Source organism: Janthinobacterium sp. CG_23.3 (genome assembly GCF_046115965.1).
Classification (GTDB): domain Bacteria; phylum Pseudomonadota; class Gammaproteobacteria; order Burkholderiales; family Burkholderiaceae_D; genus Janthinobacterium.
The window spans coordinates 1-1271 of sequence record NZ_JBJXIB010000273.1 but is presented as its reverse complement, the minus strand read 5'-3'; the positions used below and the strand labels follow the sequence as shown (position 1 = coordinate 1271).

General features: G+C 66.1%; 1 protein-coding gene. It reads left to right on the top strand.

Features of this window, described 5'->3' with window-relative positions; genetic code table 11:
- On the top strand, positions 1-1106 hold a 1106-nt coding region (locus tag ACFDR9_RS27730; RefSeq protein WP_409033080.1), incomplete at its 5' end, for a hypothetical protein.
- Positions 1107-1271 lie beyond the last annotated feature (165 nt).

Here is a 1271-nt window from a genome sequence, read left to right as displayed (position 1 = left end):
TATCGAGAGTAAACGCCTTTTTCAAAGAGTTTACAAGCGATACCTACAAGCTGTGCTCATCGCCTCGGCTCCGCCTTCATGCAATCGCCCTGGCGGCCACCGGTGACGCCGCTCAGATCGCGGCGCGCGCCGGCGTCTGGAGCGGTAGCGTCGGCAAGCAGCAGGTGCTGGCTTGCTTCGACCGATCGGACGACGCCAAGTATTACTACCTGAAGCATTCCAACACCATCCCGCTGAGCGCCGTCGACGGCAAGAACCTTGCCTGGACCGAGGGCCGCGGCGACGGCGCCACCGGCCGCTGGCGTGTGCGCGCCGTCGCGCCGGACCGGCTGGAAGGGGAGTGGAGCGGTCCGAAGGGCCAGCGCAAGGCGCCGATAGTATTAACGCGCAGCTATGCGGTCGCTGACGGCAAGGGCAATTGCGACGACGCCGGCAACGCGCTGTCCGACGCCTTCAACGGCCCGCGGCTGGACGCCCAGAAGGTGACGCGGCAAGCGGCCGTGTTCGGGCGGCGCGCGTACGCGAAGCTGTCGACGCTGGGCGGCTCGATCCAGTCGCTGGCTTTCCCGCCGGCGCAGCCAGGCATGGCCGGCGTCAACAAATTGATCGACCGGTTCGCGCGCGCCGCTATGCAGCAGTACTTCGACTGCGCGGCGCCGGGCCAGGACTACAATTCCTCGGTGACCATCACATACTGGAGCAAGAACTGGCTGTCCATTGGCCAGCATAGGGAAGGCTTTTGCGGCGGCGCGTATCCGTTCCACCAACTCCAGCAGCGCACCATCGACATTGCCGGCGGCACGGAGGTCGACCTGTGGACGTGGTTCAAGCATGACGGCAAGGGCGATAGCCAGGCGACGCCGGCGCTGCAAAAGCTGATCCTCTCCGGTGACGGCGCCGACACCAGCGACCCGGAATGCGGCCCCTTGCTGACCGCGGCGCGCTACTATCAACTATCGCTGGGCGACAAGGGCATGGTGTTCTCCACCACCTTCCCGCACGTCGCGCAGGCGTGCGACATGGACATCGTCGTACCATACGCCAAGCTGGCGCCTTTCCTCAGCGAGTCCGGCAAGGCCGCGCTGCAGACGGTGCAGGCGCCCTGAGGCGGCGAACTTAGCCGGCCGGCAACGCTAAAAAAAGCCCCTGGCGCCCAGCCGGGGTCGGCCCGCGGGGTCAGGGCGATTGCATGAAGGATCAGATGGCCAGGCCCAACACCTTGCCAAGGTAGTCGGCGTTCCAGCCCGCCTTTAGGCGCTTGGAGGCGACGC